At 54.9% G+C, this 23,515-nt stretch carries 21 protein-coding genes; 17 read left to right on the top strand and 4 right to left on the bottom strand.

Annotated features, from left to right (window positions below; translation table 11 throughout):
* Window positions 1-55 precede the first annotated feature (55 nt).
* Entirely contained in the window at window positions 56-1,399 is a 1,344-nt protein-coding gene (locus tag ACOT0L_RS01375; RefSeq protein WP_022648521.1) for an anaerobic C4-dicarboxylate transporter, read from the bottom strand.
* A 576-nt stretch (window positions 1,400-1,975) separates the two neighbouring features.
* The gene (locus ACOT0L_RS01380; RefSeq protein WP_063151903.1) at window positions 1,976-2,479 is read right to left on the bottom strand and encodes a non-heme ferritin-like protein; all 504 of its coding nucleotides are present in this window, start codon (window positions 2,477-2,479) and stop codon (window positions 1,976-1,978) included.
* Window positions 2,480-2,983: 504 nt separating this feature from the next.
* Between ACOT0L_RS01380 and ACOT0L_RS01385 the strand changes: the two genes are divergently transcribed.
* From ACOT0L_RS01385 to otsA, 6 genes are all read left to right on the top strand, one after another.
* Window positions 2,984-3,541: a DJ-1/PfpI family protein gene (locus ACOT0L_RS01385; RefSeq protein ID WP_126504295.1), complete on the top strand. Its 558-nt coding sequence runs from the start codon at window positions 2,984-2,986 to the stop codon at window positions 3,539-3,541.
* A gap of 316 nt (window positions 3,542-3,857) precedes the next feature.
* Window positions 3,858-4,847, top strand: a complete 990-nt coding sequence (araF, locus tag ACOT0L_RS01390) for an arabinose ABC transporter substrate-binding protein AraF (protein ID WP_023300466.1) — start codon at window positions 3,858-3,860, stop codon at window positions 4,845-4,847.
* Window positions 4,848-4,918: 71 nt separating this feature from the next.
* Window positions 4,919-6,433, top strand: coding sequence for an L-arabinose ABC transporter ATP-binding protein AraG (gene araG, locus ACOT0L_RS01395; RefSeq protein WP_023300465.1), 1,515 nt, complete (start codon window positions 4,919-4,921; stop codon window positions 6,431-6,433).
* Window positions 6,434-6,447: 14 nt separating this feature from the next.
* The gene (araH, locus tag ACOT0L_RS01400) at window positions 6,448-7,428 is read left to right on the top strand and encodes an arabinose ABC transporter permease AraH (protein WP_022648516.1); all 981 of its coding nucleotides are present in this window, start codon (window positions 6,448-6,450) and stop codon (window positions 7,426-7,428) included.
* 153 nt (window positions 7,429-7,581) lie between these two features.
* On the top strand, window positions 7,582-8,385 hold the full coding sequence (gene otsB, locus ACOT0L_RS01405; protein ID WP_126504291.1) for a trehalose-phosphatase: 804 nt from the start codon (window positions 7,582-7,584) through the stop codon (window positions 8,383-8,385).
* A complete protein-coding gene (otsA, locus tag ACOT0L_RS01410) occupies window positions 8,360-9,784 on the top strand; it encodes an alpha,alpha-trehalose-phosphate synthase (RefSeq protein ID WP_022648514.1) in 1,425 nt (474 codons plus the stop codon). Before otsB ends, otsA begins: the two co-directional genes overlap by 26 nt.
* Before the next feature lie 15 nt (window positions 9,785-9,799).
* On the opposite strand, the gene uspC is transcribed toward otsA, so the two are convergent.
* Complete coding sequence (gene uspC / locus ACOT0L_RS01415) at window positions 9,800-10,228, bottom strand: universal stress protein UspC (RefSeq protein WP_022648513.1); 429 nt, start codon at window positions 10,226-10,228, stop codon at window positions 9,800-9,802.
* A gap of 795 nt (window positions 10,229-11,023) precedes the next feature.
* Between uspC and flhD the strand changes: the two genes are divergently transcribed.
* The 6 genes from flhD to cheW all read left to right on the top strand — a co-directional run bounded on the left by flhD (window position 11,024) and on the right by cheW (window position 16,429).
* Window positions 11,024-11,374, top strand: coding sequence for a flagellar transcriptional regulator FlhD (gene flhD, locus ACOT0L_RS01420; RefSeq protein WP_003859693.1), 351 nt, complete (start codon window positions 11,024-11,026; stop codon window positions 11,372-11,374).
* A 2-nt stretch (window positions 11,375-11,376) separates the two neighbouring features.
* Window positions 11,377-11,955, top strand: a complete 579-nt coding sequence (gene flhC / locus ACOT0L_RS01425; RefSeq protein WP_022648512.1) for a flagellar transcriptional regulator FlhC — start codon at window positions 11,377-11,379, stop codon at window positions 11,953-11,955.
* A 123-nt stretch (window positions 11,956-12,078) separates the two neighbouring features.
* Window positions 12,079-12,966 carry a flagellar motor stator protein MotA gene (motA, locus tag ACOT0L_RS01430; protein ID WP_003859696.1) on the top strand — a complete coding sequence of 296 codons (888 nt, stop codon included), beginning with the start codon at window positions 12,079-12,081 and terminating at the stop codon, window positions 12,964-12,966.
* Entirely contained in the window at window positions 12,963-13,892 is a 930-nt protein-coding gene (gene motB, locus ACOT0L_RS01435) for a flagellar motor protein MotB (protein WP_022648511.1), read from the top strand. The genes motA and motB overlap by 4 nt, the downstream gene beginning before the upstream one ends.
* 4 nt (window positions 13,893-13,896) lie before the next feature.
* A complete protein-coding gene (cheA, locus tag ACOT0L_RS01440) occupies window positions 13,897-15,906 on the top strand; it encodes a chemotaxis protein CheA (protein WP_022648510.1) in 2,010 nt (669 codons plus the stop codon).
* 19 nt (window positions 15,907-15,925) lie between these two features.
* Window positions 15,926-16,429, top strand: a complete 504-nt coding sequence (gene cheW, locus ACOT0L_RS01445; protein ID WP_003859699.1) for a chemotaxis protein CheW — start codon at window positions 15,926-15,928, stop codon at window positions 16,427-16,429.
* A gap of 96 nt (window positions 16,430-16,525) precedes the next feature.
* Here cheW and ACOT0L_RS01450 read toward each other — a convergent pair whose 3' ends face one another.
* Complete coding sequence (locus tag ACOT0L_RS01450) at window positions 16,526-17,785, bottom strand: dicarboxylate/amino acid:cation symporter (protein WP_126504289.1); 1,260 nt, start codon at window positions 17,783-17,785, stop codon at window positions 16,526-16,528.
* 427 nt (window positions 17,786-18,212) lie between these two features.
* Here ACOT0L_RS01450 and ACOT0L_RS01455 point away from each other — a divergent pair, with 427 nt between their 5' ends.
* From ACOT0L_RS01455 to ACOT0L_RS01475, 5 genes are read left to right on the top strand one after another with little or no spacing between them, the layout of a single operon-like run.
* A complete protein-coding gene (locus ACOT0L_RS01455; RefSeq protein ID WP_063199239.1) occupies window positions 18,213-18,785 on the top strand; it encodes a spore coat protein U domain-containing protein in 573 nt (190 codons plus the stop codon).
* A gap of 7 nt (window positions 18,786-18,792) precedes the next feature.
* Entirely contained in the window at window positions 18,793-19,338 is a 546-nt protein-coding gene (locus ACOT0L_RS01460; protein WP_022648507.1) for a Csu type fimbrial protein, read from the top strand.
* A gap of 16 nt (window positions 19,339-19,354) precedes the next feature.
* The gene (locus tag ACOT0L_RS01465) at window positions 19,355-20,116 is read left to right on the top strand and encodes a fimbrial biogenesis chaperone (RefSeq protein ID WP_023300459.1); all 762 of its coding nucleotides are present in this window, start codon (window positions 19,355-19,357) and stop codon (window positions 20,114-20,116) included.
* Entirely contained in the window at window positions 20,092-22,476 is a 2,385-nt protein-coding gene (locus ACOT0L_RS01470; RefSeq protein ID WP_126504287.1) for a fimbria/pilus outer membrane usher protein, read from the top strand. The genes ACOT0L_RS01465 and ACOT0L_RS01470 overlap by 25 nt, the downstream gene beginning before the upstream one ends.
* Window positions 22,473-23,435 carry a Csu type fimbrial protein gene (locus tag ACOT0L_RS01475; RefSeq protein ID WP_023300457.1) on the top strand — a complete coding sequence of 321 codons (963 nt, stop codon included), beginning with the start codon at window positions 22,473-22,475 and terminating at the stop codon, window positions 23,433-23,435. Before ACOT0L_RS01470 ends, ACOT0L_RS01475 begins: the two co-directional genes overlap by 4 nt.
* The last annotated feature ends 80 nt before the right edge of the window (window positions 23,436-23,515 follow it).

Below are 23,515 nucleotides of genomic sequence, written 5' to 3' on the forward strand. Positions count from 1 at the left end.
AACCGTTTTCTGATTTTACGTCGAAGGGCGACAGAGTCTGTCGCCCGCAGAAGGTTCAAAAGAACGTCTGCACCAGCAGATAGCTCACCACGCAGGCACAGCTGACGCCAATCAGGCCCGGCAGAATAAAGCTGTGGTTGATGATGAATTTACCGATGCGGGTGGTGCCGGAGCGATCGAATCCAATACAGGCCAGATCGCTCGGATAGGTGGGCAGCACAAAGTAGCCGTAGGAGGCCGGGAAGAAGGCCACCAGCATTTTCGGATCGATGCCTAACATCAACCCCATCGGGGCGACTGCGGTCAAGGCCGCGGCCTGGCTGTTGACCAGTTTCGACACCAGAAACAACACGATGGCATACGTCCAGGGATGACTCTTCACTACCCCCTCCAGTGCCATTTTCAGTTCGTCGAGATGCGCCTGGAAAAAGGTATCGCTCATCCATGCCACGCCAAACACCGAGAAGATGGCGACCATCCCCGCCTTAAATACCGCTCCGTTTGAAATGGCCGACGCATTAACCTTACAGGTCATCAGCATGATGGCCCCGGCAATAAGCATCATCATTTGAATGACAAGGTTCATCGACAGGGCCGTCATTTTGCCTTTGATCTCAAACGCCGGACGCAACTCGGGCAACGCACCCAGCAGGACCACAACGGCAATCCCGGCGAAGAAGATCCACGTTGACCAGTAGGCCTGTTTAGGGAAACGCTGATCCATCAACGTCTCCGTTCCCCCATAGATAAACTCCCGCTGTTTCGGATCTTTCAGCTTTTCCTGAAATTCAGGATCGTCTGCGAGGTTTTTCCCCCGGCGCAGGCTCCACAGTGCCGCAATGGCGACGCCTGACAGTGAGGCCGGTACGGAAACGGCGAGTATTTCGAGGATCCCCCACGCGTGGCCGATACCGTGCTGCGCACCCAGAATTGAGACCAGCGAAACGACGGCCACGGAAACGGGGGAGGCGGTGATCGCCATCTGTGAGGCCACCGAGGCCACCGCCATCGGCCGTTCCGGGCGAATGCCTTTTTTCAGGGCGATATCCGCGATAATGGGAAACATAGTGTAGACGACGTGGCCGGTCCCGCAGAGAAAGGTCAACATCCAGGTGGTAAACGGCGCGAGAAGGGTGATGTGCTGGGGATGTTTACGCAGCAGGCGCTCTGCGAATTGCATCATCACGTTCAGGCCACCGGCGGTTTGTAGTGTGGCCGCGCAGCCGATGACGGCGAGGATCGTGAGCATCACGTCAACCGGCGGTTTACCGGGTTGCAGACCAAAGACAAAACTCAAAATAAACAGGCCGATGCCGCTTATCAGCCCCAGGCCCATCCCGCCGAAGCGGGTACCTACCAGCAGGCAGAGGATAATGACAATAAACTCAATGGTGATCATGATGCTCCCTCGTTAATGTATGTAATTAAACAAATCATTACACGATGTGTGGTTATTCATTGGGAGCAAGATCTGATTTGTTAAATGTCAGCAAAAGCAGGGAGTTGGCACCCACTCCCTGACGGGCTGAGGGATCCCCAGTAATTTGAAAGCAAAAGCGATAACGTTGCCTTCAGAATAACTGAAGGCTTTCAGCGATGCCTCGGTCCGGCTGTAAATCGCTGAGGCGTTTCCTGTAGGCCGGGGCGAGGCGCAGGGATGCGCCGAGAGGGCGGGCTTTACAGGGATGTTACCTCCGCCCGTCCCCGATAATCCGGAAGGAATAATCAGAAGGTACCGCGAAGCGGCGATTTTCCGCCGGAAGCCCGGGTCGCCAGGGTGGTGGCGACTGAGCCACCCTGGCACGTTCACCGGTTATGCCGTGACAGAGTAGCAAGGAACATAAAGTGAACGGAATGACCACCAGAGCCGTATGTTCCCCCTCACCCCAGCCCTCTCCCTCAAGGGAGAGGGGGCCGTCTGTGCAGGCATTATTTTGTGGGGAACTCTCAGCTCTGACGGGAGCGGGTGAAGGACTTAGTGGTGTTGCACGGTAGCTATGTCGAGAAGATGGCGGTCCGTCTGCTCCAGACAGATCCCTGCGCGTTTCGCGTTGCGGATTTCGTCTGCGAGCGTTTTCAGCAGCATGCCATCCTGCTGCTGCTCTCTGTCCATATCACGTAAAAACTTGAGGGTAATGTTGTCCTGTTGCGCTTTGGCTTCATCGGCCAGCTTGTTCAGCTTCGTACAGCGTTGCTCATACTCTTCAAGCGTTTTCTGGAACAGTTCCTCCAGAGAAGAGTAATTATCTTCAATCGTTTCAAGCTCTTTGACTGTGGGATTGGCGCCGATGGCTTTCAAAAAGTTAAAGACACGCATCATGTGCGTGACGTTACTTTGCGCCTGAGTACGAAAGAAGGTGGCAGTGCCGTTGAGGCTTTTTCTGGAACACCAGGCGCTCAAATGCAGATGCAGATTTGAAGCATAAAACTCCAGGTTCATCTGGGCATTCAGTTTTTGCATCATCGTTTGGGTAGTCATACTCATATCCTTATTGACTGTGGGACTTGATGTCCGCTACGAAACCTGACCCGGCAGGTACTGACGATTGAATAACAGAAAAAGATTTCTGCAAGGTAAACAAACTCGAAAATTCACGTCCTGTGTTCGATTTAAATAAGCATACGCTTCTCTTTGAATTAAGAAAACTCTTAGTTGGGCTGTGTTTACCATACATTACAAATTTAAATATAGCGCAGAACAGAAAACAGGTGGCGAGATAAAATATTTTTTATCTTTATGATTTTAATGATATTAAAATCAGTGCTTCCCATTTTTATCGTTTCAGGAAACCTTCTGTGGCGGGAAATTCTGTGAAAGTGTTAAATCAGAAATAATAACTGCAAATATATCCTGCTGTAGCAAATTTGAGCTAAATCAATTTTCACATAATATACGGTTCTGTGATCGCGTCGTAAGATTGTTATCTAACAAATCTGGAAAATGAAACGATGTTTTATATCTTTTCACTTCTAGGGGTTTATGATGACAAAAGTTGCGGTGCTGCTGGCACCTGGTTTTGAAGAAGCAGAAGCGATTATCACAGTGGATATCCTGCGTCGCTTGCAGATTGAGGTGGAAACGCTGGCCTGCGCGGAGTCCCGTGCGGTAGTGAGTTACCACAATATCCCCATGGTGGCTGACAGTACCTTAACGGAACGTATTAATAGGCTGTATGACGCGGTCGTGTTACCCGGTGGGCCGCAGGGGAGTATCAATCTTGCGGCTAACCAGGAGGTGATACGCTTTGTTTCCGCGCATGACGAGCACGGCAAACTCATCTGCCCGATCTGCTCTGCGGCTGCGCGGGTGCTGGGCGCAAACGGGCTACTGAAGGGGCGGCGCTACGTCTGTTCCGGCGATCTTTGGCAGTCCGTTGATGATGGAGTATATGTGGATGCGCCGGTGGTGGAGGATAACAACCTCATCAGCGGCAAGGGGCTGGGGCACGCTTTTGACTTTGCGCTGACGCTCTCGGCGCGTCTGTTGGGCGACGATGCCCCCGTGCGCGATCATGCTGAACACATCTATTACCGCTGGTAAATTTTCTGCCGGACGCTAAGGCGTCCGGGTTACAGGGATTTCTTAGCTGACCTTATGGATAATCCTGCTTAACTCCTTTCCATTTGTAGGACAATTACGTCCTTTTTTATGTCATTTTTCGCTGAATTTATGTACGCAATTACTGTAATTCTGCGGTGTGATGTCGCTCTCTTATGGATGATTAATTTCCCGCTAAAACTATCTCCAGCAATAACGCTTATAACGAGGTAAGCGCTAATGCCTTGTTTTAAGTCCGATTAAATAAGTTGTTCGCCATTATTCCCTACAGATAAGAATGCTAAAGCTGGAGTTTACCATGCACAAATTTACTAAAGCGCTGGCGGCCATCGGCCTGGCTGCCGTTATGTCACAATCCGCTATCGCTGAAAATTTAAAGCTCGGTTTTCTGGTTAAACAGCCGGAAGAACCGTGGTTCCAGACCGAATGGAAATTTGCTGATAAAGCCGGAAAAGATTTGGGATTTGAGGTAATTAAAATCGCTGTACCTGACGGCGAGAAAACGCTTAACGCCATTGATAGCCTGGCGGCGAGCGGCGCGAAAGGTTTCGTTATCTGTACGCCGGATCCAAAGCTGGGTTCAGCGATTGCCGCGAAAGCGCGCGGTTATGACATGAAAGTGATTGCGGTGGACGATCAGTTCGTGAATGCCAAAGGCAAACCGATGGATACCGTTCCGCTGGTGATGATGGCGGCCACCAAAATCGGCGAGCGTCAGGGCCAGGAGCTCTATAAAGAGATGCAAAAACGCGGCTGGGATGTAAAAGAGACCGCCGTGATGGCGATTACCGCTGACGAGCTGGATACCGCCCGTCGTCGTACCACGGGCTCCATGGACGCGCTAAAAGCGGCTGGCTTCCCGGAAAAACAAATCTACAAAGTCCCGACCAAATCCAACGATATCCCGGGCGCCTTTGATGCGGCGAACTCCATGCTCGTCCAGCATCCGGAGGTGAAACACTGGCTGGTGGTGGGGATGAACGATAACACCGTGCTGGGCGGCGTGCGTGCAACGGAAGGCCAGGGCTTTAAAGCACCGGACATTATCGGGATCGGCATCAACGGCGTGGACGCCGTGAGCGAACTGTCTAAAGCGCAGGCGACCGGCTTCTACGGCTCTCTGCTGCCAAGCCCGGATGTCCACGGCTATAAATCCAGCGAAATGCTTTACAACTGGGTGACCAAGGGGGTTGAGCCGCCGAAATTCACCGAAGTAACCGATGTGGTGCTGATCACCCGCGATAATTTCAAAGAGGAGCTGGCGAAAAAAGGACTGGGCGGTAAGTAATACGCTGTGATTGCGCCCCTCACACGCCGTGAGGGGCCTGACGTACACACTACAGGAATCACGGAGTCGTTATGCAACAGTCTGATCCGTATCTCTCTTTCCGCGGCATCGGTAAAACATTCCCCGGCGTAAACGCGCTGACCGATATCAGCTTCGACTGCTATGCCGGTCAGGTTCATGCCCTGATGGGGGAGAACGGCGCGGGAAAATCCACGCTGCTAAAAATTCTCAGCGGCAACTACACGCCCACCACCGGCACGCTGGCCATTCGCGGCGAAGAGGTGGCCTTTGCCGATACCACGGCAGCGTTAAACGCGGGCGTCGCCATCATCTATCAGGAGCTGCATCTCATTCCTGAAATGACCGTGGCGGAGAACATCTACCTGGGCCAGCTTCCGCATAAAAGCGGCGTGGTCAACCGCTCGCTGCTCAACTATGAAGCGGGCTTGCAGCTCAGGCACCTTGGGCTGGATGTCGATCCGCAAACGCCCCTTAAGTATCTCTCCATCGGCCAGTGGCAGATGGTGGAAATTGCCAAAGCGCTGGCGCGTAACGCCAAGATCATCGCTTTTGACGAGCCAACCAGCTCGCTCTCGGCGCGTGAAATTGAAAACCTCTTTCGCGTGATCCGCGAGCTGCGCAAAGAGGGCCGCATCATTCTGTACGTCTCCCACCGTATGGAAGAAATTTTTGCCTTAAGCGATGCCATCACCGTGTTTAAGGATGGCCGCTACGTGCGCACCTTCACCGATATGCAGCAGGTCAATCATGACCAGCTGGTGCAGGCGATGGTCGGGCGCGATCTGGGGGATATTTACCACTGGAAGCCGCGCGAGTACGGCCCTGAGCGTCTGCGTCTGGATAGCGTTAAAGCCCCAGGCGTGCGCACACCTATTTCACTCTCGGTGCGCAGCGGCGAAATCGTCGGGCTGTTTGGCCTTGTCGGGGCAGGGCGCAGCGAGCTGATGAAAGGGCTGTTTGGCGGTACGCGCATTACCCAGGGCCAGGTCTTCGTCGACGGGAAAAAGGTCGATATACAGAAGCCTGCGCAGGCGATTAACGCGGGCATCATGCTCTGTCCGGAGGATCGAAAGGCCGAAGGCATTATTCCAGTGCACTCGGTGCGCGACAACATCAACATCTCTGCCCGGCGCAAGTTCATCCGCGCGGGATGTCTGATTAACGACGGCTGGGAGGCGCGCAACGCTGATCACCATATCCGTTCGCTGAACATCAAAACTCCCGGGGCTGAACAGCTGATCATGAACCTGTCCGGCGGCAACCAGCAAAAAGCCATTCTGGGGCGCTGGCTGTCGGAAGACATGAAGGTCATTTTGCTGGATGAACCAACGCGCGGTATCGACGTGGGGGCGAAACACGAAATCTATAACGTCATCTATGAGCTGGCAAAACGCGGCGTGGCGGTGCTGTTCGCCTCCAGCGATCTGCCCGAGGTGCTGGGCGTCGCCGACCGTATTGTAGTGATGCGTGAAGGCGAAATTGCCGGTGAATTGCTGCATGAACAGGCGAATGAACAACAGGCGTTGAGTCTCGCCATGCCTAAAGTTAGCCAGGCTGTCGCCTGAGTAAGGAGTCAATGATGTCCTCTGTTACTACATCCGGAGCGCCGAAGTCGGCTTTCAGTTTTGGCCGCATCTGGGACCAGTACGGCATGTTGGTGGTTTTCGCCGCCCTGTTCGTTGCGTGCGCGATTTTTGTGCCAAACTTTGCGACCTTCATCAACATGAAGGGGCTGGGGCTGGCCATCTCCATGTCCGGCATGGTGGCCTGCGGAATGCTATTCTGCCTGGCCTCCGGCGATTTTGACCTGTCGGTCGCCTCGGTGATTGCCTGTGCCGGGGTCACCACTGCCGTGGTGATCAATATGACCGAAAGCCTGTGGATCGGCGTGCTGGCGGGGCTGATGCTCGGCGTGCTGAGCGGTCTGGTGAACGGCTTTGTGATTGCGCGCCTGAAGATTAACGCCCTGATCACGACGCTTGCGACCATGCAAATCGTGCGCGGTCTGGCCTATATCATCTCCGACGGTAAGGCGGTGGGGATTGAAGACGAGCGCTTCTTTACGCTGGGCTATGCCAACTGGCTGGGCTTGCCTGCGCCTATCTGGCTGACGGTAGCCTGTCTGATCCTGTTTGGTTTCCTGCTTAACCGCACCACCTTTGGTCGTAATACCCTGGCGATTGGCGGGAACGAGGAAGCGGCGCGTCTGGCGGGTGTCCCGGTCGTACGGACCAAGATCATTATCTTCGTGCTTTCCGGGCTTGTGTCGGCAGCGGCGGGGATTATTCTGGCGTCGCGTATGACCAGCGGTCAGCCAATGACCTCTATCGGTTATGAGCTGATTGTCATTTCAGCCTGCGTATTGGGGGGCGTATCCCTCAAGGGCGGCATCGGAAAAATCTCATATGTGGTGGCGGGGATCCTGATTCTGGGGACCGTGGAGAACGCCATGAACCTGCTTAATATTTCTCCGTTCTCTCAGTACGTCGTACGCGGCCTAATCCTGCTGGCAGCAGTGATCTTCGACCGTTACAAGCAAAAAGCTAAGCGTACCGTCTGATTTATTTTTAGCCACTTATCTGCTTAACTATTAACCATAGTTGACCCACTGACCGGCCCGCCAGTTATGCTGACGGGCCGGTTGCTAAATGGCGAGCGCCGTCACACTGTCTATACTTACATGGCTGTTTTGTTCACTGTAAGGAGGATTAGGGTGGCTGACTTGTTAACCGCACCGCCTGTACTGCCCGGAAAATTTGCTTTCTTTTTTGACCTCGACGGGACGCTCGCCGGGATTGAACCGCATCCTGACGACGTTGTTGTACCGGATCTGGTGTTAGAGAATTTGCAGCAACTCTCCCGACAGAACGAGGGGGCACTGGCATTGATTTCAGGGCGCTCAATGGCCGAGCTGGATATGCTCGCCAGTCCTTATCACTTTCCGCTGGCCGGTGTGCACGGAGCGGAGCGCCGCGATATCCATGATCAACTGCATATAGTTTCACTCCCCGATACGCTGGTTCAGGCGCTGCATGCGCAACTCTCTTCTGCTCTGGAACTGCTTCCCGGTACGGAACTGGAAGCCAAAGGCATGGCCTTTGCGCTGCACTACCGTCAGGCGCCTCACCATGAGGCGGCGATCTTTTCGGTAGCAAGAAGCGTGGCGGAAGCCCATCCGGAGCTGGCGTTACAGCCCGGTAAATGTGTGGTCGAGATTAAACCAGCAGGAATTAATAAAGGCGCTGCCATTGCAGCGTTTATGGCGGAAGCGCCGTTTAAAGGGCGTACGCCAGTATTTTTTGGGGATGACCTGACCGACGAGGCCGGGTTCAGCGTGGTAAACCAGGCCAGTGGCATGTCTGTCAAGGTAGGGCCGGGTGAAACCGTTGCCGGATGGCGGCTGGAAAACGTCGCCAGCGTCTGGCAGTGGATATCTGATGTCGCTAACCAGCAACAACAACAAATAGCGCAAAACAACGGGAGAAATCATTATGGGTCGCTTAGTCGTCGTCTCTAATCGCATCGCACCGCCGGATGATAAAAAAGCCAGTGCCGGTGGCCTGGCGGTCGGGGTATTAGGTGCCCTCAAAGCCGCGGGTGGTCTCTGGTTTGGCTGGAGCGGGGAAATCAGTAATGATGAGAAACCGCTTAAAAAGGTGTCACGGGGCAATATCACGTGGGCTTCCTTCGCACTCAGTGAGAAGGACTATGATGAATATTATTCCGAGTTCTCAAACGCCGTGCTGTGGCCAGCGTTTCACTATCGTCTGGACCTGGTGAAATTCCAGCGTGAATCCTATGAAGGCTATATGCGCGTTAATGCGCTGCTGGCAGATAAACTGCTGCCGCTGATCGAAGAAGACGATATTTTATGGATCCACGATTACCATCTGCTGCCTTTCGCCAGAGAGCTGCGAAAACGTGGTGTGAATAACCGAATCGGTTTTTTCCTACACATTCCTTTCCCGACGCCGGAGATTTTCACGGCACTGCCGCAGCATGAAGAGATCCTTGAGGCGCTGTCTGATTACGACCTGCTCGGTTTCCAGACGGAAAACGACAGGCTGGCCTTCCTCGACAGCGTGTCCGGTAAAACCCGACTGGTTACTCACGGCGGCAAATCTCACACCGCGTGGGGACGTAATTTCCATACCGAGGTCTACCCGATTGGTATTGAGCCAGACGAAATTGCCGAGCAGGCCTCCGGTCCATTGCCTCCGAAGCTTGCCCAGCTTAAGGATGAACTCAAGCACGTTAAGAATATCTTTTCGGTTGAACGACTTGATTATTCCAAAGGTTTGCCGGAGCGATTCCTCGCGTACGAAACCCTGCTGGAAAAATTCCCGCAGCATCACGGCAAGATTCGTTATACCCAGATAGCGCCGACCTCGCGCGGTGAGGTTCAGGCCTATCAGGATATCCGTCACCAGCTTGAGACCGAAGCAGGGCGCATCAACGGGCGCTACGGGCAGCTTGGCTGGACACCACTTTTCTATTTGAATCAGCACTTTGAGCGCAAAATTCTGATGAAAGTGTTCCGCTATGCGGACGTCGGGCTGGTCACGCCCCTGCGCGACGGGATGAATCTGGTGGCAAAAGAGTATGTTGCAGCACAAGATCCTGCTGACCCGGGTGTGCTGGTGCTGTCTCAATTTGCCGGTGCGGCAAACGAGTTAACCTCAGCGCTGATTGTAAACCCTTACGATCGCGATGACGTGGCAAATGCCCTGAACCGTGCGTTAACTATGCCGCTTGCGGAACGTATTTCACGCCATTCGGAAATGATGGAGACCATCATGAAGAATGATATTAACCGCTGGCAGGCGCGTTTTATTGACGATTTGCGCGCGATCCAGCCGCAAAGTCAGGAAGGTGATCTGCAAAAAAAGATCGCGACCTTCCCTAAACTCGCCTGATTTTCTCCGGGGGCATTAATTGCCCCCAAGAGGCACCAGCAGGACATCAACCTGGCTTGACGAAACGATAGATTTTGCCGAGCATGCCGCACGAGAAAAAAAACTCTGGTTATGATTTCCGCAAATAACCAGGTCAATATTCTCTTTCTGACAGATGTCGAGTATATGCGCGCTTAATTCACCGGTCGCGATAACGGTCTGATGAATCGGATAGTCTGCCCTCTCCACCAACTCTTGCAGGAATTGGTGCGTTTCCTCCTGCAATACCTCACGTATATCTTCCAGCATCGGCGCAGCCAGCTGATTATACATTTCGGGTTCCGCGGCCAGCGTGATCAGGCTGATGCGGGCATTGGCGGGGCGGGCGATGGATACGGCTCGGGCGACAAGCTGGTGGCTTTCGGGAGAAACAGCAACTGAAACAAGCAGATGGGAGTAACTCATCACGCACTCCTTTGATGTCAGAATGACAAGTTTCCCCAGCTTTACCGCGAAACTGTCATTACTGCAAGAGGTGAATGCGTCATTAGTGTGAAGCTTATCATAATTATTCATTAATTATTCTTATAAGAAGAATAACTGAAAAGATGGCCTAAATGAAAAAAATTAACAGCTTAACGTAAATTACACATTTTCCCTTCCGGGTGGTTAACACGCCTTAACTCATCATCAACCCGGCGTAGATCGTTACGCAACGAAACTTATTTTTGTGTTGCCAGCGTTAACCCCCTGTTTTTACTTTATTAATTAATGGTAGTTTCAGCGTGAAGTTTTCCCCATAGCAGATCAATGCGGATTTGCCCTGTCTTTACATTTCCCAGACCCAATTCCCCCGTCCGGATGCATGAGTATTCGTTCCTGAAGAATATAAACAAGCTTGGGTTGGATAAAAAACACCCAAATTACAAGTCACGCTGATGGATTTATAGGTTACATTCGCGTAAATTATGTGACGCAGATCACATTTTTTTAAATTCCAGGGGGGGCTGCATTGTATGTGTCAAAACTGACGAGTAGAGTTTGCGTCGAATTAGGAAAAATCTTAGTTATTTGTAAGAAAAGATAAAATGTGTAACCGACATTTTGGCCATGTTAACCGGTCACGCGCTTTACGACGTACAAACCTAAATTCAACTATGCATTTGGCCTTTTCTTTTTATACCGGGTGATTTCCCGGCGACATCACGGGGTGCGGTCTTTCCGCATAAAAATAATAGTTGGTTATTCGGGATGGGAAAAATGCATACATCCGAGTTGCTAAAACATATTTACGACATCAATTTGTCGTATTTATTGCTCGCGCAGCGTTTGATTAGTCAGGACAAACCGTCAGCGATGTTTCGTCTGGGTGTTAACGAAGAGATGGCAACCATGCTGGGGGGATTAACACTTCCGCAGATGGTCAAGCTGGCTGAAACCAATCAGCTTGTCTGCCAGTTCCGTTTCGATAACCCGCAGACCATTACGCGTCTGACTCAGGAATCCCGCGTGGACGATCTGCAACAGATCCACACCGGTATTCTTCTCTCCACCCGCCTGCTCAACGAAATCAGCCAGCCTGACGACGTAGCCCGGAAGAAAAGGGCTTAACAATGAGCGAAAAAAGCATTGTTCAGGAAGCCCGTGATATCCAGCTGGCAATGGAACTCATCACGCTGGGTGCGCGTTTACAAATGCTGGAAAGCGAGACGCAACTGAGCCGTGGTCGTTTGATCAAGCTGTACAAAGAATTGCGTGGTAGCCCACCGCCAAAAGGCATGCTGCCGTTTTCGACTGACTGGTTCATGACCTGGGAGCAGAACATCCATGCTTCCATGTTCTGTAACGCCTGGCAGTACCTGCTTAAAACGGGCTTATGCAGCGGCGTGGATGCCGTGATTAAAGCCTACAAACTTTACCTTGAGCAATGCCCGCAGCAGGAACAGGGACCCCTGCTGGCGCTGACCCGCGCCTGGACGCTGGTGCGTTTTGTTGAAAGCGGAATGCTTGAATTGTCGCGCTGCAACTGCTGTGACGGCAATTTTATTACCCACGCGCACCAGCCTGCGGGCAGCTTCGCCTGTAGTTTATGCCAGCCTCCATCCCGAGCCGTAAAAAGACGTAAACTTTCCCGGGATGCTGCCGATATTATTCCACAACTGCTGGATGAACAGATCGAACACGCTGTTTAACCCGAACCTGTGGGCAAGATTCCAGCAGCGGTAAGCGATTACCGCTGCTTTTTTTTACCCTGCGTTCAGGTCACGCGCTCGAAATGAACGTCCTGCCATAGTCACTAGCGGAAGGATGATGTCGTGCTTATCTTATTAGGTTACCTGGTAGTTCTCGGTACAGTTTTCGGCGGTTACATGATGACCGGCGGGCACCTTGGAGCACTCTATCAACCGGCTGAACTTGTCATCATCGGCGGTGCAGGGGTAGGGGCTTTTATCGTTGGTAACAACGGTAAATCGATCAAGGGCACGCTGAAGGCGATTCCGCTGCTGTTTCGTCGCTCGAAATACACCAAAAGCATGTATATGGATCTTCTGGCGCTGCTCTATCGCCTGATGGCGAAGTCACGTCAGCAAGGAATGTTCTCGCTGGAGCGGGACATTGAAAACCCGAAAGAGAGCGAAATTTTCGCCAGCTACCCGCGTATTCTGGCTGACGCGATGATGCTCGATTTTATCGTCGATTACCTGCGACTGATCATCAGCGGCAACATGAACACCTTCGAAATTGAAGCCCTGATGGACGAAGAGATCGAAACCCACGAGAGCGAATCCGAAGTTCCGGCCAACAGCCTGGCGCTGGTGGGCGACTCGCTTCCGGCGTTCGGTATCGTGGCGGCGGTCATGGGCGTCGTTCATGCCCTGGCCTCGGCGGATCGCCCGGCGGCTGAACTGGGCGCCCTGATTGCCCACGCAATGGTGGGGACGTTCCTCGGTATTTTACTGGCATACGGCTTTATCTCCCCGCTGGCGAGCGTGCTGCGCCAGAAGAGCGCTGAAACCACCAAAATGATGCAGTGCGTGAAAATTACGCTGCTCTCAAACCTCAACGGTTATGCGCCACCGATCGCCGTCGAATTTGGCCGTAAGACGCTCTACTCCAGCGAACGTCCGTCGTTTATCGAACTGGAAGAGCATGTGCGCGCGGTGAAAAACCCCAACCAACAGACGACAACTGAGGACGCATGAAAAACCAGTCCCATCCGATCGTCATCGTAAAAAAACGCAAGCATAAGGGGCACGGGCACGGTTCTCACGGCTCATGGAAGATCGCGTACGCCGATTTTATGACCGCCATGATGGCCTTCTTTCTGGTGATGTGGCTGATCTCCATCTCCAGCCCGAAAGAGCTTATTCAGATTGCGGAATATTTCAGAACGCCGCTGGCGACGGCGGTCACCGGCGGGCCGCGCATATCGAACAGCGACAGCCCGATCCCCGGCGGCGGTGACGATTACACCCAGCAGCAGGGCGAAGTGAAAAAACAGCCTAACATCGACGAGCTGAAAAAACGGATGGAGCAGGCGCGCCTGAAAAAACTGCGCGGTGACCTGGATCAGCTGATTGAGGCGGACCCTAAATTGCGCGCGCTGCGTCCGCATCTGAAAATTGACCTGGTGCAGGAAGGGCTGCGTATTCAGATCATCGACAGCCAGAACCGACCGATGTTCAAAACCGGCAGTGCCGACGTGGAGCCCTACATGCGCGATATTCTGCGTGCGATTGCACCGGTGCTGAACGGCATTCCGAACCGCGTTAGCCTCTCCGGTCACACGGATGATTTCCCGTACGCCACGGGAGAGAAGGGATACAGCAACTGGGAGCTTTCTGCCGATCGCGCCAACGCCTCGCGTCGCGAGCTGGTGGCGGGTGGGCTTGATGATGGCAAGGTCCTGCGCGTGGTCGGCATGGCTGCAACCATGCGCCTGACCGACCGCGGACCGGATGACGCCATCAACCGTCGTATCAGTCTTTTAGTGCTGAACCAGCAGGCGGAGCAGGCCATCCTGCATGAAAACGCCGAAAGTCAGAATGAGTCACTGGACGATTTAAAACAGCCTGGGGCCGTCCCTTCGGCTGCCGTTCCAACATCGCCACCAGCCAATCCGAGGTGATAGCGTGAGCATGGATATTACCGATTTTTACCAGACATTTTTTGATGAAGCCGACGAATTGTTGGCCGATATGGAGCAACATTTGCTGGATCTGGTGCCCGAGGCACCGGACTCAGAACAGCTCAACGCCATCTTCCGTGCGGCGCATTCCATTAAAGGCGGAGCCGGAACGTTTGGATTTACCATTTTGCAGGAAACGACCCATTTAATGGAAAACCTGCTGGATGAAGCACGACGCGGTGAGATGCAGCTCAATACCGACATTATCAACCTGTTTTTGGAAACGAAAGATATTATGCAGGAACAGCTCGACGCCTATAAAAGTTCGGCAGAGCCTGATGCCGCCAGCTTTGAATACATCTGCAACGCGCTGCGTCAGTTAGCGCTGGAAGCCAAAGGTGAGGCGTCTGCGCCCGTTGTCCCTGCGGCAAAACTGAGCGTTGTTGACGCCGCGGCCAAACCAGACAGTGCGCCTGATGCGCCCGCAGGAAAATTGCGCGTAGTGCTGTCACGGCTGAAAGAGAACGAGGTCAACCTGCTGGAAGAGGAGCTGGGTAACCTGGCGACGCTCAGCAACGTGGTGAAGGGTAAAGACAGCCTGGCCGCGACGCTCGACGGCGGGATCGGCCAGGATGACATTGTGGCGGTGCTGTGCTTCGTGATTGAAGCGGATCAAATTGCGTTTGAAACCGAGGCGGCGGCCGTTGAAGTGCCCGCGCCGGCAGAAATTGCCCCTGCGGTAGTTGCTGCTGCTCCGGCCCTGAAAGCCGTGCCAAAAGAGACGGCTGCCCCGGCCCGCGGTGAAAAACCGGCGGCGCGTTCCAGCGAGTCCACAAGCATTCGCGTGGCGGTGGAGAAAGTGGATCAGCTGATCAACCTGGTGGGTGAACTGGTGATCACCCAGTCGATGCTGGCCCAGCGCTCCAACGAGCTGGACCCGGTGACCCACGGCGATCTCATCACCAGCATGGGCCAGTTACAACGTAACGCCCGCGATTTGCAGGAATCGGTGATGTCCATCCGCATGATGCCGATGGAATATGTCTTCAGCCGCTTCCCGCGCCTGGTGCGCGACCTGGCCAGCAAGCTCAACAAACAGATCGAACTCACGCTGATGGGCAGCTCCACCGAGCTGGATAAGAGCCTGATTGAACGCATTATCGACCCGTTAACGCACCTGGTGCGTAACAGCCTCGACCACGGCATTGAGCTGCCGGAAAACCGCGTGGCAGCCGGAAAATCGCCAGTGGGCAATCTGATCCTGTCAGCAGAACATCAGGGCGGCAACATCTGCATCGAAGTGACCGATGACGGCGCGGGCCTGAACCGCGAGCGCATTCTGGCGAAGGCGATTTCGCAGGGCATGGCGGTCAACGAAAACATGACTGACGAAGAAGTGGGCATGCTGATTTTTGCCCCGGGCTTCTCAACCGCAGAGCAGGTCACCGACGTTTCCGGCCGCGGCGTGGGCATGGACGTGGTGAAACGTAACATTCAGGAGATGGGCGGTCACGTTGAGATCCAGTCTAAGCAGGGCGCGGGCACCACGATCCGTATCCTGCTGCCGCTGACGCTGGCCATTCTTGACGGCATGTCCGTTAAAGTGGCGGACGAAGTCTTTATTCTGCCGCTGAACGCGGTGATGGAATCCCTCCAGCCGCGCGAAGAAGATCTGCATCCGCTGGCGGGCGGCGAGCGCGTGCTCGAAGTGCGCGGCGAGTACCTGCCGCTGGTGGAACTGTGGAAAGTGTTCGAAGTGGACGGGGCAAAAACCGAGGCCACGCAGGGTATCGTTGTGATCCTGCAAAGCGCCGGACGCCGCTACGCGCTGCTGGTCGATCAGCTGATTGGTCAGCATCAGGTGGTGGTTAAGAACCTGGAAAGTAACTACCGCAAAGTGCCGGGGATCTCTGCTGCCACCATCCTGGGTGATGGTAGCGTCGCGCTGATCGTCGATGTATCGGCACTTCAGGGATTAAATCGTGAACAACGTGTGGCGAACACAGCCGCCTGATTAAGTAAAAGGTAATAACATGACCGGTATGAGTAACGTAACGAAACTGGCGGGCGAGCCATCTGGGCAGGAATTCCTGGTTTTCACTTTAGGTGATGAAGAGTACGGTATCGACATCCTGAAAGTGCAGGAAATTCGCGGGTACGATCAGGTAACGCGCATCGCGAATACGCCAGCGTTTATCAAGGGTGTGACCAACCTGCGCGGTGTGATTGTGCCTATCGTGGATCTGCGCGTGAAGTTCAGCCAGGGCGATGTGGAGTACAACGATAACACGGTGGTGATTGTTCTGAATCTGGGGCAGCGCGTGGTGGGGATTGTGGTGGACGGCGTGTCAGATGTGCTGTCGCTGACCGCCGATCAAATCCGTCCTGCGCCGGAGTTTGCGGTCACGCTGTCGACGGAATACCTGACAGGTCTGGGTGCGCTCGGCGAGCGTATGCTGATTCTGGTGAATATTGAGAAGCTGCTGAACAGCGAAGAGATGGCGCTGCTGGATATTGCGGCGAATCACGTGGCATAAAATAATGCCGGGTGGCGGCTTCGCCTTATCCGGCCTACAAATGGCTCGAACACGTAGGCCGGGTACGCGTCAGCGCCACCCGGCTCTTTTGTATCTTTACGCCTCCTGCTCCACCAGCTCTGCCTCCGCTTCCCGCGCCCCTTCATTCTGCGACAGCATCGCCGTCGCAATCCCGTTCCCCAGCACGTTAATGGCCGATCTCCCCATATCCAGGAAATGGTCAATCCCCATCAGCAGCAGGATCCCGGCTACCGGAATGTTAAAGCCTGGAATGGTTGCCGCCAGCACCACCAGCGACGAGCGCGGTACGCCCGCAATGCCCTTCGAGGCCAGCATCAGCGTTAACATCAGCACCGTCACCTCGGTAAAACTCAGGTGAATGTTGTACGCCTGGGCAATAAACATTGAGGCGAACGAGCAGTACACCATGGAGCCGACCAGGTTAAACGAGTAGCCGATCGGCAGGACGAAAGAGGCGATATTCCGTGAACAACCAAAGCGCGCTAACTGCTCCAGCGTTTTTGGGTATGCCGCTTCTGAACTGCTGGTGGTAAACGCCACCAGCACCGGATCTTTCAGCATCGCCACCAGACGGAAAATCTCTTTCTTCAGTACCATGTAACCCACGGCCAGCAATACCAGACAGGTCAGGAGGATCGCCACATAATAACCGCCAATAAACGAGGCATAGTTCAGCAAAATGCCCAGCCCCTGGGTGGCAATGACGGACGAAATCGCCGCGAAAATGGCCAGCGGCGCAACGTACATCACGTAGCCCGTCACCTTCAGCATAATGTGGGATACCACATCCAGCGCCGCGACCAGCGGGGCGTTGAATTTTTGGCCCAGTGACGCGCCGCCAATGCCGAAGAACATCGAGAAGACCACAATTTGCAGGATCTCATTGTTGGCCATCGCGCCGGCAATGCTGGTTGGAATGGTGTGTGACAGAAAGGCTTTCAGCGACATCCCGCTCACGGCCAGGCCGATATCAACCGTCTCTGTCGGAATGCTCAGGTTCAGACCGCTGCCGGGTTGTTCAAGGGTAACAATAAACAGCCCCACCAGAATGGAAAGTACGGATGAGCTGATAAACCACACCATCGCTTTACCCCCGACGCGCCCAATCGTAGACGTTTCACCCAGCCTCATAATGCCCACCGTCAGGGTGCTGAACACCAGCGGGGCTATCACCATCTTGATCAGCCGCAGGAAAATATCGGTCAGCAGGGTGATGTTCTCCGACCAGGCCTGTATCGCGTCGGGCGAAGCATACTCATGGATCGCCGCACCGGAAAGAATGCCCGCCAGCATGAAAATCACGATGAAGAGCGTGAGTTTGTTTGCACTTGCCACAAAAAGATCCTCTATGCGCTAAAAGAGTTTCCTGCGTCAATGCATACAAAATTATTATTTAAGCGCAGGAAAATATTCGGGGCATAAATTGAAGTAAAGCTGCGTGAGTTACAACTTGTTTTTAATTTTTATGAAATTCGTTGTTTTTATCATGACGATATATTGTGACTCAGATCACAATACAGGCGATATATCCTCAAGTTAAGCAAGAATAATGCCCATTTTTTTTTGCTAACCCTTTGTAATGTTTGTTAATAACCTGTTAATTCGAGCGGGGTTGCCCTCTTTTTGATGAAAGTGGTTGAAGTGCTAACCATAAACTAAATTCTCAGTAACCGCGCCGGGGAATGTTTAAGCGGGGCTAACATACTGAACAGTATGAATAAAATATGGCAAGCGAACCTATATTTCTTCTGGAGGGTGGTAAATGAAAAGAAAACTTCTTTTTATCTGCGCGGGCACGCTGCTGACGGCGGGAACGGTCGGTCAGGCTCTCGCGGTCACCAGTAGCGGCACTATCGGCGCGACGTTGACGCTGACCAACGGCTGCTTGATCAACGGCTCGCCAACGCAAAACGGCATTAACTTCGGGACGCTCGATTTCGGCACTCATCCTGCAACATTCTCCACCCTGACAACCCAGTTAACCGGTGCCAGCGGAGGAAACACCTTTACCATTCAATGTACCACTGCCAGTTACACGGTGGCGATCACCGGCAACACTAACGCTACCGCACCCGGAACCGTTGTCGGCACCCCAGGTACGCCGGGCCGCTATCTGGTCAACACCGCCAATGCGGCGCAGGGCGTTGCCTACAGCCTGTTCAGCGATAGCGGTTACAACAACGTGGTTGCGAACAATGCCGCGTTGCCGGTCGCCTCTACTGCGGGTGGGGTGGATAGCTACACCCTCTACGCACGCATTACGGGCGGCGGCAATAGCGTGACGGTCGTACCGGGAACCTATACCGACACGATTAACGTCAGCGTCACCTACTGATTCAGCCATGAAGGCATTGTTATGTCTGCGCGACAGCGCAGAGGGCGTCGTGCACCCTTTTTTGACCCTGTTGGTCGGGCTGATGTTGATCCCAGACGCCGGGGCGGTGACGTCTCAGTCATTCAGGGTGAGCGCGACGGTTGTGCCTGGATGCTCGGTGAGCACCGGCACCGGCGGGCGTTTCGGTACGCTGAATTTCGGGACCCGCAGCGGCGTGGAGAGCGCACCGGTCAGCACCAGCTTTGTTGCCGACGGCGCGTTGTCCATCGCCTGCACACCGGGTGTGGCGCTAAGTATGAGCATTAACGGCGGTCAGAATTATAGCTCTGTGCGGCGGATGACGCGTTCAGGCGGGACAGAGGTGGTCGGTTACCGGCTCTACAGCAGCAGCTCTTTGGCCGCAAACAGTGAAATTGGGGTTAACCAGGCAATACCGATTACCTATACCAACAGCAATAACATCGCGCTGCCTCTTTTTGGCGTCGCGCTTTTGACCGGGTTTAGCCCGTCAGGAACGTATTCAGATCAACTCACCGTGACCTTGTCATGGTAGGAAAGGGAGAGCATTGATGAAGCCATTTTTCAGGCGGTCAGGCCTGTTGAGTCTGTTGGGGATAACGGCCCTTACAGCGGTTAAGGCGCAAGCAGCCGCAACCATTCTTCTTTGGCCTATCGATCCGTGGCTTTCGGCAGACGCCAGAGCAACTGAATTGTGGATCCAGAATCAGGGCAACAGCGCCACGACAATGCAGATACGCATTGTGCGCTGGAAACAGGAGGGCGGATATGAGCGTTACACCGCCCAGCAGGATGTGGTCGCCAGCCCGCCGATCGTGACTATCGCTAAAGGCAGTAAACAGCTTATTCGCCTGATTAAGCAGGGGACGATCCCGTCCGGCGTCGAGCAAGCCTACCGTATCATTGTGGATGAGATTCCCCAGCCGGATGCCAAAGCGGAACCGTCTATGGGCCTCAAACTGCAAATGCGCTATTCCATTCCCTTATTTGTTTATGGACAGGGGATCCCCACCCTCAACGAAGGAGAGCATCACGCGCTGGCGAACACTCAGCAGCTCAACTGGCGGGTCATTCAGGAGGAGGGGAAACCCGCGCTTGAGGTCCGCAATCAGGGGAACGTTCACGTCAGGCTCAGCCAGGTTGCGGTTGAGCAGGGCGGGCAAAAACGCACGGTTGCCGAGGGGCTGCTGGGTTATGTGCTGCCAGGCAGCACCCGAAGCTGGCCGCTTCCGGCAGGGATTTATCAGCCGAATCGGATGAGCGCGCAAATTAATGCCAGGGATACGCAATGGCAATCGACGCCCGTCAACTGAAACCGGCGATGATGATCCTGCTTTGCGTCAGTACCAGCGCATTTGCCGAAACCGGCGACGACAGTTTACCGCCGCCGCCGGACGCGCGGACGATGAACGGCGAAGCTGTATTCCAGCTCGCCCTGGTGCTGAACCACTATGACACGGGTCTGGTGGTGCCGGTGACGCAGCGCGAGGGCGCCTGGTTTATTTCAGGAGCGGATTTGCTTCGCGCCGGACTGCCGCAGGAGCATGTGCCTGCCGGAGAGGTGAACCTTTCAACGCTCTCATCGGTACGCGTAGAGTATGACAGCAGCGCCCAGCGGCTCATGCTGACGGTCCCCCGGGACTGGGTTGCGGCGCGGATCACGTCGTTTAGCGGTCAGAGCGCGCAAAGCAAGCCGCATTATGGCCGGGGCGCGCTGCTCAACTACGACGTTTATACCAACCATACCGAGCACACGGGCGGCCAGGCGTCGGTGTGGCATGAGTTCCGCTATTTCAACGAAGACTATTCGTTTTCTTCGACAGGGTACGCCCGACAGAATTTCGCCGGAAGCAGCGGGCAGCAGGAAGGATACGTGCGCTATGACTCAACCCTGCTGATCACCAACGAGGAGGATGCCACCACCTGGACCGTTGGGGACGTCATCAGCGATGCGCTGAGCTGGAGCACCAGCGTGCGGATGGGCGGGATCAGCTATGGGCGCGACTTCTCCCTGCGTCCGGATCTGGTGACCTGGCCGCTGCCGGCGTTTTCCGGTGAGGCGGCCGTCCCGACCTCGGTCGATCTCTTTATTAATGGCTACCGTTCCGGCTCCACCCGCCTTCAGCCGGGGCCGTTTACCCTCACTAATCTGCCGTACATCAACGGCGCAGGGGATGCGGTACTGGTCACCACCGACGCGCTGGGACGTCAGGTGAGCACCACGCTGCCGTTTTATGTCAGCAGCGATCTGCTGAAGCAGGGGTTAAGCGACGGCGCCGTAACGCTGGGCAGCCTGCGGCGCAACTACGGTATAGAGAATTTTGACTATGGCCCGGCGGCGGGCAGCGGATCGTATCGCTACGGGGTGACCGACTGGCTGACGCTGGAGGGGCATGCGGAAGGGGCGGAGTCGCTGGCGCTCGGCGGCGCGGGCACGGTGCTGAAGCTCGGGCGTTTTGGCGTGGTGAATACGTCTTATACCCAAAGCCGGATGCGCGGCGACGAAGGGGGCCAGATGAACTGGGGCTATCAGTACAGCACCAGCGAGTTTAGCGTAGCGACCCAGCATACCCGACGCGACCGCGGCTTCGGCAACCTCGCCCTGTACGATCAGCCCACCGTTTATGATGAATATGATAACCCCGTTGCCAGCCTGAGCCGCAATACCGACCAGTACTCCTTAACCTTTAACCTCGGTGATTACGGCAATATCGGTGCGGCGTGGATCGGCGTGGAGAGTTTTGACAGCCGGAAAACCGAGCTGCTCAACCTCTCCTGGAGCCGAAATCTGTGGCGCTCAAGCAGTATTTACCTGGCGGCCAGCCGTGACCAGCAGCGGGATGACTGGACGGTTGCACTGTCGTTGCAGGTCCCTCTGGGCGAACGTGACAGCGCCGCCGTTACCTTTGAAAACACGCCTGACGCAGGCAGCACTCAACGCATTAACTACAACCACTCGATGCCGTCTGACGGCGGCTTTAGCTGGAACATGGCCTGGGCCAACCAGTCGCGGTCGAGTAACTATCAACAGGCCACGCTCGGCTGGCGGAATAACAATGTTGAGCTTCAGGGCGGCGGCTACGGTGAGAAGGGGATGATGACCTGGTGGGGCGAGGCGATGGGCTCAGTCGTCCTGATGGACGGTGAGCTGTTTGCGGCGAACAAAATCAACGATGCGTTTGTGGTGATCAGCACCGACGGACATCCGGACGTACCCGTCAGCTACGAGAACCAGCCGGTTGGTAAAACCAATAATAAAGGTTATCTGCTGGTCAGCGGCGTTTCCGCCTATTACCCGGCAAGCTACCGCATTGATACCCTGAACTTACCTGCGGATACCCGGCTGAAAGAGACCGAGCGTCGGTTGGCGATTCGTCGGCATAACGGTTATCTGGTGGATTTCCCTATGGAGCAGGAGCGGGTTGCCAGCGTGATCCTGCATGACGCGCAGGGCAATGCGATCCCGGTGGGAAGCCAGGTCAAACGCGCGTCCCGCAGTAGCGCGGTTGTTGGCTACGATGGCCTCGCCTGGCTGGAAAACCTCAACGATGTGAATCCTCTGGAGGTCATCACCCCGGACGGTAAACGCTGTATCGCAACGTTGAATGTGGGCGCAAATCCCGAGCATAAGCTGCAAACCTACGGTCCGCTGACCTGCCGGGAGGCGCCGTGAAACGCCTGTTGATAGCCATACTGCTGCTGTTCTCGGGCAGCGGCTGGGCGGCCTGCACCGTCAGTACGGTGAACGCCTCGTTTGGCAGCGTCACCTCATTCGCCCTGAGCAGTACGGGGGAGGTGCAAACCACCGGCACGCTGGTGGTGTCCTGCGATACGGTCCTCAACCTGCTAACCAACGACTCGGTGACGCTGACCTACACCTCGGCGTCGATAGCCGCCAACAGCCGCGCCACCATGAAACGTACCGATAATGCGGCCATCGCGGACGTTATCCCCACGCGCCTGTGCGGTGCCACTGGCTGCGGCGGAAACAGTGAAGTACAAATCAGCAAAACCTATACCTGGAATGGCAACACCCTGCTCGGGCTGCTGGGGTCAAGGCGCTACAACATTCCGCTTTATTTCCGTACTGTGCCGGGGCAGAACGTCACGGCCGGGCCGTACCAGGTGTTGTTAACGTTCAGCATCAACTACAACGTGTGCGCCGTTGGCGCGGGCGGGCTATGCCTGACCCCGCAAACCGGCACGGCAACTACCTCCATTCTCCTCAACATGACCGTCACCAACGATTGCAGCACGATGACCACGCCGGACGTGAATTTTAACAGTGCGCCGCTGGTGCAAAATTTTCCCACCGTTTCGCAGTCGATCGCCGTCACCTGCACCAAGGGCAGCACCTACACCATAGGCATTAATAATGGAGCAAACGCCCTGAACAACGTTCGTCGTATGGTTAGTGGCAGCAATTTTATGAGTTACGACATCTATAAAGAGGCGACCAGCAACCGCTGGGGCGGCAGTGGCAGCGAGCGCTGGGCCAGCGCCAGCTCATCCCAGGTCAGTACCGACGGGCTTTTACGCACCTATAACTACAGCGCTAAGGTCCTGACCAGCCAGGCCACGCCGCCTGCCGGAACCTACACCGACACGCTGATCGTTGACGTCGCGTTCTGACACCCCGCGCTTTTCCCTTTCGCAAATGTAAAGTTCCCGTGGCCCCTGCCGATAACACCGTTAATCAATCGATGAGAAGG

It is taken from the genome of Enterobacter cloacae complex sp. XAL002 (genome assembly GCF_049236805.1).
Classification (GTDB): domain Bacteria; phylum Pseudomonadota; class Gammaproteobacteria; order Enterobacterales; family Enterobacteriaceae; genus Enterobacter; species Enterobacter intestinihominis.

Excerpts from the sequence above, each read along its gene's own strand:
- motB (WP_022648511.1), top strand. The coding sequence starts at position 12,963 with ATGAAAAACCAGTCCCATCCGATCGTCATCGTAAAAAAACGCAAGCAT.
- flhC (WP_022648512.1), top strand. The coding sequence starts at position 11,377 with ATGAGCGAAAAAAGCATTGTTCAGGAAGCCCGTGATATCCAGCTGGCA.
- araH (WP_022648516.1), top strand. The coding sequence starts at position 6,448 with ATGTCCTCTGTTACTACATCCGGAGCGCCGAAGTCGGCTTTCAGTTTT.
- ACOT0L_RS01455 (WP_063199239.1), top strand. The coding sequence starts at position 18,213 with ATGAAAAGAAAACTTCTTTTTATCTGCGCGGGCACGCTGCTGACGGCG.
- ACOT0L_RS01385 (WP_126504295.1), top strand. The coding sequence starts at position 2,984 with ATGACAAAAGTTGCGGTGCTGCTGGCACCTGGTTTTGAAGAAGCAGAA.
- ACOT0L_RS01380 (WP_063151903.1), bottom strand. The coding sequence starts at position 2,479 with ATGACTACCCAAACGATGATGCAAAAACTGAATGCCCAGATGAACCTG.
- otsA (WP_022648514.1), top strand. The coding sequence starts at position 8,360 with ATGGGTCGCTTAGTCGTCGTCTCTAATCGCATCGCACCGCCGGATGAT.
- araG (WP_023300465.1), top strand. The coding sequence starts at position 4,919 with ATGCAACAGTCTGATCCGTATCTCTCTTTCCGCGGCATCGGTAAAACA.
- ACOT0L_RS01465 (WP_023300459.1), top strand. The coding sequence starts at position 19,355 with ATGAAGCCATTTTTCAGGCGGTCAGGCCTGTTGAGTCTGTTGGGGATA.
- ACOT0L_RS01375 (WP_022648521.1), bottom strand. The coding sequence starts at position 1,399 with ATGATCACCATTGAGTTTATTGTCATTATCCTCTGCCTGCTGGTAGGT.
- ACOT0L_RS01460 (WP_022648507.1), top strand. The coding sequence starts at position 18,793 with ATGAAGGCATTGTTATGTCTGCGCGACAGCGCAGAGGGCGTCGTGCAC.
- araF (WP_023300466.1), top strand. The coding sequence starts at position 3,858 with ATGCACAAATTTACTAAAGCGCTGGCGGCCATCGGCCTGGCTGCCGTT.
- uspC (WP_022648513.1), bottom strand. The coding sequence starts at position 10,228 with ATGAGTTACTCCCATCTGCTTGTTTCAGTTGCTGTTTCTCCCGAAAGC.
- cheW (WP_003859699.1), top strand. The coding sequence starts at position 15,926 with ATGACCGGTATGAGTAACGTAACGAAACTGGCGGGCGAGCCATCTGGG.
- ACOT0L_RS01470 (WP_126504287.1), top strand. The coding sequence starts at position 20,092 with ATGGCAATCGACGCCCGTCAACTGAAACCGGCGATGATGATCCTGCTT.
- flhD (WP_003859693.1), top strand. The coding sequence starts at position 11,024 with ATGCATACATCCGAGTTGCTAAAACATATTTACGACATCAATTTGTCG.